Source organism: Microcystis sp. MC19, assembly GCF_003019735.1.
Classification (GTDB): domain Bacteria; phylum Cyanobacteriota; class Cyanobacteriia; order Cyanobacteriales; family Microcystaceae; genus Microcystis.
In genome coordinates this window covers 3,806,632-3,819,108 of sequence record NZ_CP020664.1, presented here as the reverse complement: position 1 = coordinate 3,819,108, position 12,477 = coordinate 3,806,632, and the positions used below count along the sequence as shown (strand labels likewise).

Here is a 12,477-nt window from a genome sequence, read left to right as displayed (position 1 = left end):
ACTGTTGGAAAAGTTCAAGAATGCGCTTACCTACAGGTTCTAACCGCGATGCTGATTTAAAATAGCCATCATCTTTTCAGCTACCGCAGTTGTTTGTTCCAGCATGGCAAAATGACCACAATCGGATAACTCAATCACGTTGCTGCCAGTTTCAAACAAAGGATGAAAACTGGCCAGATGGTTAACGTACTTAACCTCCATAATCGTATCCTCTTTCCCCGCCAGAAAATAGACCGGTTGCGGGAGACGGGAGACAATCTGGGGTAAAAGATGAACTTCGCTGATAGTAGTAGTTTCCAAAAGTGACCCTAGGGCCGCTTGGTAATCGGCCCGGACAAAATCAATCACGCGCTGTTTGCCCCATTTTTTACCTAGGGTTTGCTTGACCATCATCCGCGAGAATAAAAGATCAATAAAGGGAACACGGGGCAACCAAGAGGGTCTTTTCTGTAAAATCTGTCTTCCGGCCTCTCGAAAGCGCTCAAATTCCTCCTTTAGATAGATGCCACCCCCAGCATTCATACAGATTACCCCTTTAATCCGTTCAGGACAGCTATCTGCAGCCCACAAAGCAACACTACCACCGAGGGAATGACCGACTAACCAAGCAGCATCGAGGTTTAAGCGGTTAAGAAGGGTAATAACGTCTTGGGAGTAGGATTCAAGGTTATAACTGCTAGGAGGACTGTTAGAGGTGATTTTTTGGGAGTCGCCAAAGCCCCGGAGATCGTAAACTAGACAGGGATAATCCGGGGAGAGAATATCTACCAAAGGCTGCCAGTAGTGACGACTCAGCAGCCAACCGTGTATAAAGACTAAAACCGGTTTATCCGCTTGGGGCGAAAATAACTCGTAACTGTGGGATACTCCCGATATGTCGATGGTTGCCATATAATCAATCTCAACCTAAATTAAACCGTTGATAGGGGTTACTAGGGAAACTTCTAGAGAAAAAAAGGTGTATTTAGCCTTGTTTATAGAGCAAAATCGGGCAAGCTTAGGATATTCCCCCGATAGCTGATGACTCACCACTATAGACAATTTTAAAAGCTTCTACTCAAGTATAAAACACTGGAGATACCCCCCTAAAATAGGATGAAAACCCTAGACCAGGATTCATCTATGAAATGCGATCGCTTTTTGACTCTTTCCCTACTGTTAAGTCTGGGATTAGCTTTTCCCCCCTCTCTACCCGCTCAAAATCCCCCCGCTACCACCTTTCAACCCGGTCCTTGGCAGCCGGTGGCTAGGGTGAATACCAGTCGTCCCGTGCAGATCAAAATCATCAATCAAACCGATATTGACCTCAATTATGACCTATCGGCCAATATTAATTCCTCTCCCCAATTATTATCTCCCAGTGCGGAGACAACCCTAAGAGGTTTGATAATTCCAGCATATATTCTGATTAATCGGGCTAATGCCGCCGCAGATTCCTATTCTTCTAGTTTAATCTATGCCGTCGAGGTCAATGATGATAATTTAGTCACGATTACTGTCACCAAAGTTCCGGGGAGTACCCCTGGTTATACCACTTTTAACATCAATCAACAGGGTGCTATTTATATTTACTAGCTCTAGCTTAAAAAGTAATTTTGACCGACTAAAAATTAAATTGATTGGGAACCGGTTCTTTTCTCGTTCCAAGCTTCTACCTTGCAATGATACAAGGGAGAGTATCCCTTCCCTCCCTGATGGGTTATGCAAGAGGTGAAACTTCTGGAAATGCGTTGCCACGGAGACCCTTGCAACGAGGTATTCCGTCCCAAATCTGGACAATTATCGAGGCAATAAAACTGACTACCCTGCCATAAAAACTCAAAAAAACTGTATTAAAATTAGCAGAAATGGGCAAAAAAAAGAATAGAATGTACGAATGTGCGCTGCATCTTTTGGCTTCACTTAACCTAACTTCACATAAGAAAATTTCCCGATGAAAGTCACCGTCGTATCTTTTAACAAACCGCTCAACTAAACTTACTCAAACTTACTTAAAAGCCTGAAAGCTTAGTCATTCCTAGTGGATCAAGCACGGAGCGGATTAAACGGCAACCCCTTTATTACCTGGTCAATGACATCAGGAATTACTTTTCTAATGATGTTAAATGCCCCATTGACATCGGCATTTAACAACTGATTTGTTCCCATTTTATAAAGTCCCCTAGCTAACCTTTTTCCCTTAAATAATGGTTTTTCTTCACCATATTTAGGTAACTCACCCCTATCTAAAGCACTGGATTGTGAGGTATAGGATTCTTCAGTTATTATGACTTTTATCCCTTTTAATTGAGCTTTATAGGTTAACATTTCTATTAATCTATTATGGAGAATATTGACCAATTGTTGATTATTACTTTTTCCTAGATTAAGAGATTGTTTCATCCGCTCATTATGCCCAATTATTAACGTCCCTATTTGAGGTCGAATACACCAATCTATTACTCTTTTACTGGCTGTGTGTAGATAATTTTCTACTCGACAGTTTCGTTTATGGGTTAGGAATAGCAATCTCTTAGATGAGGGTTGATTATTTCTGGTTTTCAGTTGAGTTTGTAAGCGGGAACTTCGATGGTGGGGCCGCTCATGGGTTAGACTCCTAATTAATTGGTGCGCTCACCAATGATTGTAAATTGTAGAGTGCGTGTTTGCGGTTAGTAATTCGGTCAAAAAAATAAAACTAACAATCCAGGCACCAAGCGCCAATTCTATGATTAATTCTACCAAATCTGTTTTTCATAGTGTGATTAACTCCTAATCGAACTTTAAAAACCCGCTTCCCACTTCCCACTCTCCTATACTTGTTAAACAGCATTTAGGACCATGACCATCCCTAAATATTTGCTCCGATTTTTTATAGTAAGGTTATACTATTAAGGAAGCAAAGACGAAATTCTAGGGTTAAGCAATGGTTAGACAACTCGACGACAGCCCGAAAACCACAATCGTCTATCCCGATAGCGACGGTAAACCGATGGCCGACAATACAAGACAATTTCGCTGGATTACGACGATAAAAGCGAATTTAGACTGGTTATTTGCCAATAATGCCGATGTTTTCGTCGCCGGTGATTTACTCTGGTATCCCGTGGAGGGAGATAATAAGACTCGACAAGCACCCGATGTCATGGTAGCTTTTGGCAGACCGAAAGGGGAAAGGGGTTCCTATCAACAGTGGAAAGAAGAAAATATCCCCCCGCAAGTGGTTTTTGAAATTCTCTCTCCGGGTAATACCCAAACGGAAATGACCAGAAAACTACTGTTTTATGACCGTTATGGTGTGGAAGAATACTACATTTATAATCCCGATAAAAATGATTTAGGTGGCTGTATTCGTCGGGAAAATCGGCTCGAAAGTCTGGAAAATCTCGATAATTGGGTAAGTCCTCGCTTGGGCATCCGTTTTCAATTGGCCCAACCAGAGTTAATCTTGTATTATCCCGATGGTCAACCTTTCACCAGTTACAACCAAGAACGGCAACGGGCCGAAACGGAACGACAACGGGCCGAAACGGAACGACAACGGGCCGAAACGGAACGACAACGGGCCGAACGATTGGCGGCAAAACTGCGGGAGTTAAATATTAATCCCGAAGAAACTTAAAAAAAATTATTGATCTACTCAATCGATCGAGATAGTCTCGCTACAATGAAAGTAGATAAATATCAAGTCCTCTAGCTAGAGTCGGAACAGTAAGCCCAGAAAAAATGCGCTAGGGCAGGGTTGACTAAATCGACGAAGCAATCGCTAAATAGGGGTAATTTCCGTCCACTTCTCCCCAATCCTGAACAGGAGAGGCAGAACCGAAGAATTTCTATAAAATTTCGGTAAGGGTGGAAAGATCAAGTAAGTTAGCGTTAGGGCTTAATCTTCGCCACGGAAAGTTAGAACTATGACAGTTTGTGAATATCGGCCAGGTTTAGAAGGAATTCCCGCCGCCCAATCGAGTATCAGCTTTGTGGATGGGCAAAAGGGAATCTTAGAGTATCGGGGCATTCGGATTGAGGAACTCGCCGAAAAAAGTACCTTCCTCGAAACCGCCTATCTCCTTATCTGGGGTGTTCTGCCCACGGGGGCGGAACTGGAAGAATTTGCCGATGAAATCCGTTATCATCGACGCATCAAGTACCGTATCGAAGACATGATGAAATGCTTCCCCGAAAAAGGCCATCCCATGGATGCGCTACAAACTTCGGCGGCGGCTTTGGGTTTATACTATGCCAGGCGGGCCCTGGATAATCCCGACTATATCCGTCAGGCAGTAGTCCGGCTATTAGCGAAAATCCCGACTATGGTGGCGGCGTTTCAATTGATTCGCAAAGGTAATCATCCCATTCAGCCCAACGATAGTCTTGATTATGCGGCCAATTTCCTCTATATGTTGACGGAAAGACGACCGACGGATTTAGCGGCGAAGGTTTTCGATGTCTGTTTGACTCTCCACGCCGAACATACCATGAATGCCTCGACTTTTTCGGCCATGGTGACGGCTTCCACTTTAACCGACCCCTACGGTGTCATCGCTTCAGCAGTGGGAACTCTCGCCGGCCCCCTCCACGGTGGGGCAAACGAGGAAGTATTGTTAATGTTAGAGGAAATCGGTTCGGTGGCTAATGTTCGTCCCTATGTGGAAAAATGTATCGCCAATAAACAAAAAGTTATGGGTTTTGGACACCGGGTATATAAAGTTAAGGATCCCCGGGCGACGATTTTACAAAATCTTGCCGAACAATTATTCGCAGAATTAGGTTCCGATGAATACTACGATATCGCCCTAGAATTAGAACAGGCAGTGGTGGATATCTACGGCGAAAGAGGTATCTATCCTAATGTGGATTTCTATTCGGGATTGGTCTATCGGAAATTAGGCATCCCCAGTGATTTATTTACCCCGATTTTTGCCATCTCCCGGGTGGCTGGTTGGTTGGCCCACTGGAAAGAACAATTAAATACTAACCGCATTTTCCGTCCTACCCAAATATACACTGGAGAACACGAAGTCCCCTATACACCGATCGAACAACGTTCTTAGATTTTATTTCCCATTCTTGATGGAAACACGGTTTCTCGCCTTTGTCAATCTTTCCTAGGCGAGATTTTTTGTCTCATTTCCTGTTATATTGATGGGGCAAGGAAACAGTCCAGCGGCTTTCAGCTTGGTCAGTTTCGGTGTATATAGCCAGACAAGGTCTTTACTTCTAGATAGTCGGACAGAAAAATATTAAAGATTATGGTGAAATTTTGGTGCAGATTAACGGTATTTTTAATTTTTGGTTTATTGCTGATTTCCCTAACTGCTTGTGGTAATCAAGTTAGACGCAATCAAGTGGTCATATCGGTATTAAGTGACCCAAAAACCTTTAATGCTGTTTTATCGGCCGAATCCCCGAATATTTTTGGTTTAACCTACGAAGGACTATTAACAGAAAATCCCATTACTGGCAAAAAAGAACCGGTCTTGGCAGAATCTTGGACAATTTCCGATGATAATTTGAACATTATTTTTACTATCAGAGAGGGTTTAAAATGGTCAGATGGTCAACCCTTAACCGTTGATGACGTGGTTTTTACCTATAAAGACTTATATCTAAATCCTGATATTCCTAACAACTACCGCGATAGTTTAAGAATAGGATTAAAAAAAGAATTTCCAGTTATTACTAAACTAGATAATCGCAGAATCGAATTTAAACTACCCGAACCTTTTGCTCCTTTTTTAGATGCTGTCAGTTCACCGATTTTACCTAAACACGCTTTAGAAAAAACTATTCAGAAAAAAAGCCCCGATGGTAGGTTAGAATTTCTCTCCACTTGGGGGTTAGATACTCCTCCCGATAAAATTGTTTTTAATGGTGCTTATAAACTAAAAGAATATATCACGGGACAAAGGATTATTTTTGAGAATAACCCTTACTATTGGAAAAAAGATGACCAGGGACAACAATTACCCCATATAACTTCAGTAATTTGGGCAATTGTTGAATCTCAGGATACAACTTTACTACAATTTCGTTCGGGAAGTTTAGATTCTATTGGGGTAACTCCCGAATTTTTCTCCCTCTTAAAAACTGAAGAAGAAAGAGGAAATTTCACTATTTTTAATGGGGGACCTGCCTACGGAACCCAATTTATCGGTTTTAATCTCAATCAAGGCAAACGCGACGGAAAACCCCTAGTAGAGCCAATTAAATCCAGGTGGTTTAATAACTTAAATTTCCGCCAAGCTATTGCCTACGGCATTAATCGTCAAAGAATGATTGATGATATCTATCGAGGATTGGGAGAAGCACAAAACTCTTTTCTTTCTATCCAATCTCCTTTTTACGATAAAACCCTGAAAGGTTACGATTATAATCCCGAAAAAGCCAAAGAATTATTATTAGAGGCGGGATTTAAGTATAATAGTGATAATCTGCTAGTCGATGCTGATAATAATCCCGTTAGATTTAACCTGATTACTAACGCGGGTAACAAAATCCGGGAAGCAATAGGGGCGCAAATTAAAAATGATTTAGCCGCAATAGGAATTCAAGTGGATTTTCAAGCGATCGCTTTTAGTAATTTAGTTGATAAACTGAGTAATAGTCTAGATTGGGAGGCCCATATTTTAGGTTTTACCGGTGATAACGAACCCCACGCCCCCAATATTTGGTATGTAGATGGAAATCTCCACGCTTTTAACCAACAACCTCAACCCGGCAGCCCGCCAATTCAAGGCTGGCAAGCGGCGGATTGGGAGAAAAAAATCGCCGATTTATACGTCAAAGGTTCCCAAGAATTAGACTTTGAGAAGCGCAAAGTTATCTATAATGAAATTCAACAACTTCAACAGGAATACGTCCCGTTTATTTATCTAGTTAATCCCCTCGCTTTGGGGGCTGTGCGTAACTGCTTTGAAGGAATACAATTCTCTGCCTTGGGTGGAGCATTCTGGAATCTAGAAGAATTAAAGAAAACCTGTGGAGGTGTTTAATGACTCATTTTGGTTTCCTCTGTCCTACAACTTCTGGACATATTTATTCTCTCCTACCTTTAGGAAAAGAGTTACAAAAACGCGGTCATAAAGTTACCTGTTTTTTAACTCTTGATGGTGAAGAAATGGTGCAAGCAGCCGGGTTAGATTTTCAGGCAATTGCACCCGACAAATATCCGAAAGGCACATCAGCCCAAAATTTAGCCGAAATTGGTCAATTACGGGGAACGGCCGCCGTCCGACGCACGGTACAATTAGTGACTAATTCTACAGCGACCCTCTTTGAAACTATCCCTCAAGAGATGCGTCGCTTGGGAATTGATGCCCTAATTGTCGATCAAGTTTCCGCCTCAGGGGGTACAATCGCAGAAAAATTGGCTATTCCCTTTATCAGTTTTTGTTCGGCATTGGTTTTAAATCGTGACCCGCTCATTCCGCCCTTTATGACCAGTTGGGACTATAATCCCTCATTTATCGGGGTTATTCGCAATAGATTTGGCTATAAACTCCTTGACTCTCTGACGCGTCCTCTGAATGAGTTAATCAACCGGCAGCGTCAAGAATGGGGGTTAATTCCCTATCAAAACATCAATCAACGCTATTCCCCCCTTGCCCAAATTAGCCAACAACCTGCCGAATTCGAGTTTCCTCGGTCAAATTTACCCGCTCACTTTCACTTTACGGGTCCCTTTCACGATTCCTCCACCAGAAAAACGATTCCTTTTCCCTACGAAAAATTAACCGGACAACCCTTGATTTACGCTTCCCTCGGTACAATTCAAACTCGCCTACAATCGACCTTTAATGCGATCGCCGAAGCCTGTGCCGATTTGCCGGTACAATTAGTTTTATCCTTGGGCAATACCGACTCTAACATTCAAATAACGACCAAAAACGCCCTAGTTGTTCCCTATGCTCCCCAATTAGAGCTTTTAACCAGAGCCTCTCTGACTATCACCCCCGCAGGCTTAAATACTACCATAGAATCCCTTGCTCAAGCTGTACCGATGGTGGCCATTCCCATCGCTAACGACCAACCGGGGGTATCTGCTCGGATAAAATGGTCGGGGACAGGGGAAGTGATTCCGATTTCCCGTCTAGAAGTTCCCCGTTTACAAAAGGCCATTGAAAAGGTATTATCCTTCCCCAGTTACCGAGAAAATGCCCTGAGAATGCAAAAAGCGCTACAGAAGACTGGAGGAGTGAAAATGGCCGCCGATATCGTCGAAAAAGCCATTTCTACCGGCCAACCCGTCCTATCGGTAGAATAACCAGGGTCTGCTGAAAAAGTTTTTTCTGGGGACGGGGTATGGGGTGTCGGGTTTTAAAAACGTTATCGAAAACAATTGACAAAAATCGCCCTTTATAACCCGTCCATGGCCTAACACAAACCGAAGAACTATAAAGATTAGATTGAACATTTCTGTGATTTCTGTCTAACAGCAATGGTCAGCGGTGATGAATGAACTAGAACATCGCCGCTTCATCGTGTTAGCTGGCTTGTGCTTAGAGTGTAAGTTTGCGGAGAAATCATGCGTATAGTAACTGATTATTAATACTATCAACAGTCAACGTGTTGACTAAAACACCAACCCGTTGCACGACCTCGTAGGCAGTTTTCTGAGGGACAACAATAATTCCACAATGTTCTCTGCCTTCCTCTATGAATTGAAGATGCAATCGTTCAAAATCAACTCGGTTGTGGGTGACAAGACATCTACCTAGGGCTTGCTGAATAAAGGTGAAATGTAGGCAAGGTAAGGGTTTTGTGGCTTTTCTCGCGAAACAGGTGCAAGATTTTGAGAGAATCGTGCTTCAAAACCTTGCGTCTTCATCGGCCCGCGTCCTGTAGGGGCGAAGCATTCGGATAAAAAATCTACGGTTTCACCGATAGGTTATTGCCCGAATGCTTCGCCCGTACTTTTTCAGCAAACCCTACCTAAAGAAGCTGCAAATTCTAATTGTTCGCTGTCAGTTTTGCCCAAAGTTGACTGCTCAGGAACAGTGGTGACATCTAAACCACGAGAACGCAGAAGTGTTGCAACTAACGCCGACATATCTTCGTCCATGTAAAGCGAAGCAAATATGCTCATAGCTTACCCAAAGCTGCCTTTACAGAAGGATGCACCAACTCATCGGGGACTTGGTTACGTTCAATGTACTCGTTAATTTCTGCTTGATGATCCAAATAAAAACTCAAGGCATCGAACACTTGTGCTAAGGTCAAATGAGGTAAATGAGTTGGAATTTCCTCTGGCATCACACCTAATCGCCACAGACCTACGATTGCGCGAATAGATGTGCGAGTGCCTTCAATAATTGGCTCTCCACCTAAAATCTCATTGTTTCTGGTTACATAACGTGAAAGAGTGATAATCGTCATGGAATTAGGTCTCTTAGGGAAATCGCTAATTCTATTTTAGTCAGGGACAGACATGACTTGATCATGGCATCTAGTCGCTAGAGGAATCCTAGGCTAGATGTTTTTTCGGCAACCTAACCTAGTACTCTACAATATCGTCAATCACACTACAGGGGATGCGATGCAATAACAATCATATTAATCAAGTACAAATATAGTTCTGATTAAGCCGCCAAATCTATAATATTTTTTCCCTGTAGTCGGAATTGTTACGACATCCTCATCACTGCACTTTTGCCAGCCTCCTTGTTGCGGGGAATAAATACGAGTGTATTTATTTTGGATGGCGATACATTTTCCCGTTGATATAGGGATAAAGCAATATCCATCTTGATATATAGCACCTGATATGCTACGTTTGACTCCATTTTCTGAACATTCATATTGGCGACGAGATTGGACAATTAGGTGGCCTTTGTCTAAGGTGTCAATCTCTACTGCGACAGAGGGGAAAAAAGTGGTAGCTGCGCTTGCAAGCAGTAGATAAGTGATCAGGTTACAATTTTTCATTCTTAATTCTCTCAACTAAGTTGTGTTTTTGAGTTAGCGAGTTGTTGTCTCAGTTGTTGAGCTTATTGGTCGCGTTGTTCCAAATAACTGTCAATTTCCTGACTATTTCCCCTTTTGCCTCTTGCACCTTGCCTTTTGCCTGTCCTCATAAGTAGCCTATACTCAACGGATTTAGTAAGCTAAAACGCACTTAAACCACCTAAAATAGAAATAGTAATTTTAGAAAAATCCTACTTATGCCAGCCAAAGATTTCCTAGACTTAGAAGAAAAGAAAAACTTACAAAAAGCTCTTAAAGAAGAAGAAAGAGCAGAGGTTAGGGAAAGAATTTTAATGTTTCTCTTGCTAAACGACGGAAAAACTCAACGAGAAATAGCTGACTTTATTGGCTGTTCACTCAAAACGGTCGCCCCTTGGTGTGTTCACGGCGATCCTAACAATTTAGAAAGTCTAGAAGATGGTAGAAAAAATGGAAATCATAAAAAAGCCACAGAGGAATATATTAATTTACTATTGAAAATAGTTGATGAAGACCCGAAGGAATTTGGATATGAATTCGGGAGATGGACAGCGGCAAGATTAGCAGAGCATCTAGAAAAGGAAACAGGAATTAAACTGAGTGGCTCGCAAGTGAGAAGAATATTGAGAAGAAAAAAGTATGTGTATATCTGGGCGAAATATAGTCTAGAAGATAAGCAAGACAAGAAATTAAGAAAAGCATTTAAAGAAAAATTAGATGAATATTTAAGGTTGGCTAAAGAAAAGCCAGAGTCAATTCAGGTATGGTTTTGGGACGGGGCTTTCAAGGTGGCGACGCAGGTTCGCCACAGGGTTCCCCTCATGAGTGTGGATTTAGTTTGAGAGTAATAAGAAGGAGAGCTTGGACAAAAAAAGGAGGTTCTTCTAGGTTCTGTGTGATAAGTTTAATTTACAGAGGATCGATCAATCTTTGTGTCCTTTGTGTCTTTGTGGTTCCTTCCACTCGCTCGCCAGAAAGAATGTATCTTAGAATACATTTTGCCCACCAAACCTAAGAGAGCCAAAAGGAAAGCGAAAAAAAGTGAATGGACAAAGAAAAAGAGGAAGGGTGAATGTGATGGGAGCCTTAAGATATAATGACAAAAAACGAGTCTGTTTTATGATCAAAAAAGGAAATTCAGAAACTTTCCATGAACAATTAAAGAAACTTCATGAAGAGATTCGTCAAGAATGGATAAACTTGGGAAATCTGCCCGAAGATTTTCGAGAAAAAAGACCGAAAATTATCATCATATTAGACAATGCTAGTTATCACAAAAAGAAAGATGTTATTGAGCAGGTGGAAAAAGAGTTGCCCAATATTAGGCTAGAGTTTTTACCAGCTTATAGTCCAGATTACAACCTAATAGAATTAGTGTGGCATTCCGCTAAAGAGTACATAGCTAATCGAGAATTTGAAAATAAAGAAGAACTGGAAAAAGTAGTCAATCAGCTTTTAAATGAAGGGGGATTGATTATTAAATGGAGTAGAAAACTTAAAAATAAGGGTAATGCTGTCAATGTAACTTAAATGCGTAAAAGCTTATCACACCATTTTAGCACCATCGCCGGAACTTTTCCGCGTATCATAACTAAAAGCGTATTAGCCAGAGCATATCCCTAACAACAAGCTGAAATAAAATAGACTTTTCGGGAAGTCTAGGACTAATTGCTTCAGTCCACCCCACAATTACCTAATTTTCGGGGAAAAAGTGCCAAAATTTTGCCCTCGATCGCTCTTATGTCTGGCACTTTTTGAGGGCAAAAAAATCTAAAAATCTTAGCCAACAAGGTTTTTAGATTTATTCAGCAAGCCCTAGATAGGGAAAAAAGACAATCTGTAATCTTTGATCCAGAAGAAATTGTTATTGCCGCTACAAGTAATCTTGAGGTGCGGTAACAATGCCTAAAATAGAGACAAAAAAGTTATTAGTGGAAGGTGCGGAGGAATTGAGAGTTATTCCCCAGTTAATGGCAGCAAATGGAGTTACTTGGAATAGAGGGGAAGAGCCATTGAATATCATAAATTGTGATGGTGTTGAAAATTTACTAAAACCTAAATACATCTCTACACAACTAAAAACTCCTAACGGACTAACTCATTTAGGAATTATTATAGATGCAGACGAAGAACCTGATAATCGTTAGAAAAGTTTATATAATACCTGTTCACCAAATATACCTAACTTACCTCAAAATTTACCAGCAGCGGGATTAATTATAACTCTAGAATCGGCGATAAAATTCGGTGTGTGGATGATGCCTGACAATCAATCTAGAGGAATGTTAGAGACTTTTTTAGCCTATTTAGTTCCCGATAATAATCTTTGGCAATATACACAAAACAAGGTGATAGAAGCAAAACAACAAGGGGCAACCTATAGGGATTATCATCGAGATAAGGCTAATATTCATACCTATTTAGCTTGGCAAGATCCGCCGGGGAAACAACTTCACGATGCAGTCAAACAAAAAATACTTAATCGCTCCCATCCCCAATCGGCAATTTTTTTGAGATGGTTACAGGAGTTATACGAGATTTGAACCCACTATAGAG

The 12,477-nt window shown here is 41.4% G+C and carries 10 protein-coding genes and 3 pseudogenes; 8 read left to right on the top strand and 5 right to left on the bottom strand.

Annotated elements, in window-relative coordinates:
• Nucleotides 1–39 precede the first annotated feature (39 nt).
• A complete protein-coding gene (locus tag B5D77_RS19470; protein ID WP_008197048.1) occupies nt 40–891 on the bottom strand; it encodes an alpha/beta fold hydrolase in 852 nt (283 codons plus the stop codon).
• Between the two features lie 231 nt (nt 892–1,122).
• Here B5D77_RS19470 and B5D77_RS19465 point away from each other — a divergent pair, with 231 nt between their 5' ends.
• Entirely contained in the window at nt 1,123–1,575 is a 453-nt protein-coding gene (locus B5D77_RS19465) for a hypothetical protein (protein WP_008197050.1), read from the top strand.
• Nucleotides 1,576–2,025: 450 nt separating this feature from the next.
• On the opposite strand, the gene B5D77_RS19460 is transcribed toward B5D77_RS19465, so the two are convergent.
• A complete protein-coding gene (locus B5D77_RS19460; RefSeq protein ID WP_253257670.1) occupies nt 2,026–2,508 on the bottom strand; it encodes an IS200/IS605 family accessory protein TnpB-related protein in 483 nt (160 codons plus the stop codon).
• Between the two features lie 397 nt (nt 2,509–2,905).
• Here B5D77_RS19460 and B5D77_RS19455 point away from each other — a divergent pair, with 397 nt between their 5' ends.
• From B5D77_RS19455 to B5D77_RS19440, 4 genes are all read left to right on the top strand, one after another.
• Nucleotides 2,906–3,601, top strand: a complete 696-nt coding sequence (locus tag B5D77_RS19455) for a Uma2 family endonuclease (protein WP_106909462.1) — start codon at nt 2,906–2,908, stop codon at nt 3,599–3,601.
• 289 nt (nt 3,602–3,890) lie between these two features.
• The gene (locus B5D77_RS19450) at nt 3,891–5,030 is read left to right on the top strand and encodes a citrate synthase (RefSeq protein ID WP_008197070.1); all 1,140 of its coding nucleotides are present in this window, start codon (nt 3,891–3,893) and stop codon (nt 5,028–5,030) included.
• Between the two features lie 198 nt (nt 5,031–5,228).
• On the top strand, nt 5,229–6,971 hold the full coding sequence (locus tag B5D77_RS19445) for an ABC transporter substrate-binding protein (RefSeq protein ID WP_106909461.1): 1,743 nt from the start codon (nt 5,229–5,231) through the stop codon (nt 6,969–6,971).
• Nucleotides 6,971–8,242 carry a glycosyltransferase gene (locus B5D77_RS19440; RefSeq protein WP_106909460.1) on the top strand — a complete coding sequence of 424 codons (1,272 nt, stop codon included), beginning with the start codon at nt 6,971–6,973 and terminating at the stop codon, nt 8,240–8,242. Before B5D77_RS19445 ends, B5D77_RS19440 begins: the two co-directional genes overlap by 1 nt.
• Nucleotides 8,243–8,896: 654 nt before the next feature.
• Here B5D77_RS19440 and B5D77_RS25960 read toward each other — a convergent pair.
• The 3 genes from B5D77_RS25960 to B5D77_RS19425 all read right to left on the bottom strand — a co-directional run bounded on the left by B5D77_RS25960 (nt 8,897) and on the right by B5D77_RS19425 (nt 9,903).
• Nucleotides 8,897–9,028 (bottom strand): hypothetical protein, encoded by a 132-nt coding sequence (locus tag B5D77_RS25960; RefSeq protein ID WP_253852114.1) that lies wholly within the window; start codon nt 9,026–9,028, stop codon nt 8,897–8,899.
• A gap of 32 nt (nt 9,029–9,060) precedes the next feature.
• Nucleotides 9,061–9,354, bottom strand: a complete 294-nt coding sequence (locus B5D77_RS19430; RefSeq protein ID WP_002794978.1) for a DUF433 domain-containing protein — start codon at nt 9,352–9,354, stop codon at nt 9,061–9,063.
• Nucleotides 9,355–9,531: 177 nt separating this feature from the next.
• Nucleotides 9,532–9,903: a hypothetical protein gene (locus B5D77_RS19425; protein ID WP_106909459.1), complete on the bottom strand. Its 372-nt coding sequence runs from the start codon at nt 9,901–9,903 to the stop codon at nt 9,532–9,534.
• A 236-nt stretch (nt 9,904–10,139) separates the two neighbouring features.
• Here B5D77_RS19425 and B5D77_RS19420 point away from each other — a divergent pair.
• The 3 pseudogenes from B5D77_RS19420 to B5D77_RS28185 form a co-directional block, all read left to right on the top strand.
• Nucleotides 10,140–10,792: pseudogene (locus B5D77_RS19420) on the top strand (IS630-like element ISMae23 family transposase); the annotation flags it as partial.
• Between the two features lie 152 nt (nt 10,793–10,944).
• Nucleotides 10,945–11,451: pseudogene (locus B5D77_RS19415) on the top strand (IS630-like element ISMae23 family transposase); the annotation flags it as partial.
• Nucleotides 11,452–11,822: 371 nt separating this feature from the next.
• Nucleotides 11,823–12,464, top strand: a pseudogene (locus B5D77_RS28185) (DUF3226 domain-containing protein).
• Nucleotides 12,465–12,477 lie beyond the last annotated feature (13 nt).

Coding starts and splice junctions, on each gene's coding strand:
- B5D77_RS19470 (WP_008197048.1), bottom strand. CDS start 891: ATGGCAACCATCGACATATCGGGAGTATCCCACAGTTACGAGTTATTT.
- B5D77_RS19465 (WP_008197050.1), top strand. CDS start 1,123: ATGAAATGCGATCGCTTTTTGACTCTTTCCCTACTGTTAAGTCTGGGA.
- B5D77_RS19455 (WP_106909462.1), top strand. CDS start 2,906: ATGGTTAGACAACTCGACGACAGCCCGAAAACCACAATCGTCTATCCC.
- B5D77_RS19450 (WP_008197070.1), top strand. CDS start 3,891: ATGACAGTTTGTGAATATCGGCCAGGTTTAGAAGGAATTCCCGCCGCC.
- B5D77_RS19445 (WP_106909461.1), top strand. CDS start 5,229: ATGGTGAAATTTTGGTGCAGATTAACGGTATTTTTAATTTTTGGTTTA.
- B5D77_RS19440 (WP_106909460.1), top strand. CDS start 6,971: ATGACTCATTTTGGTTTCCTCTGTCCTACAACTTCTGGACATATTTAT.
- B5D77_RS25960 (WP_253852114.1), bottom strand. CDS start 9,028: ATGTCGGCGTTAGTTGCAACACTTCTGCGTTCTCGTGGTTTAGATGTC.
- B5D77_RS19430 (WP_002794978.1), bottom strand. CDS start 9,354: ATGACGATTATCACTCTTTCACGTTATGTAACCAGAAACAATGAGATT.
- B5D77_RS19425 (WP_106909459.1), bottom strand. CDS start 9,903: ATGAAAAATTGTAACCTGATCACTTATCTACTGCTTGCAAGCGCAGCT.